Origin of the sequence: Rhizobium sp. PEPV16 (assembly GCF_008919455.1) — a bacterium.
GTDB lineage: Bacteria > Pseudomonadota > Alphaproteobacteria > Rhizobiales > Rhizobiaceae > Rhizobium > Rhizobium leguminosarum_Q.
This window is the reverse complement of the sequence record NZ_VSZV01000349.1, coordinates 18116-18436: the sequence shown is the minus strand read 5'-3', so window position 1 is coordinate 18436 and position 321 is coordinate 18116. Positions and strand designations below refer to the sequence as shown.

Annotated in this window: 1 protein-coding gene; it reads right to left on the bottom strand. The window is 61.1% G+C overall.

From position 1 onward, the window contains the following. Positions 1-131 precede the first annotated feature (131 nt). Positions 132-321, bottom strand: a 190-nt coding sequence (locus tag FY112_RS29860; protein ID WP_151519986.1) for a helix-turn-helix domain-containing protein, incomplete at its 5' end; no start/stop codon positions are given.

The window sequence follows — 321 nt, the reverse complement described above, 5'->3', positions numbered from 1 at the left end:
GATTGGCGACCTTGATCTTGTTCATGTATCTGCCTCGTTCGAGCTTGAATGGGGACGGGGTCCCGGGTGGGTGATGTGATGAGGAGCGCTGCTGGCGCCACAGGCTGGCCTCGCCAATACCCGCGTCGTGATCACGCGCTGATCATCCGCTCCAGCTCATCCATGTCGGGGACGATGATATGTCGAAACTTCTCGATGCGAATGACGCCGCTCTTGCGCAGCCTGGTCATCTGGCGGCTGACGGTTTCGATCGTCATCCCGAGAAAATCGGCGATCTCGGCGCGGGACAGCGGCAGGTCGAAAGCGGTGGTCGTGGCGGTC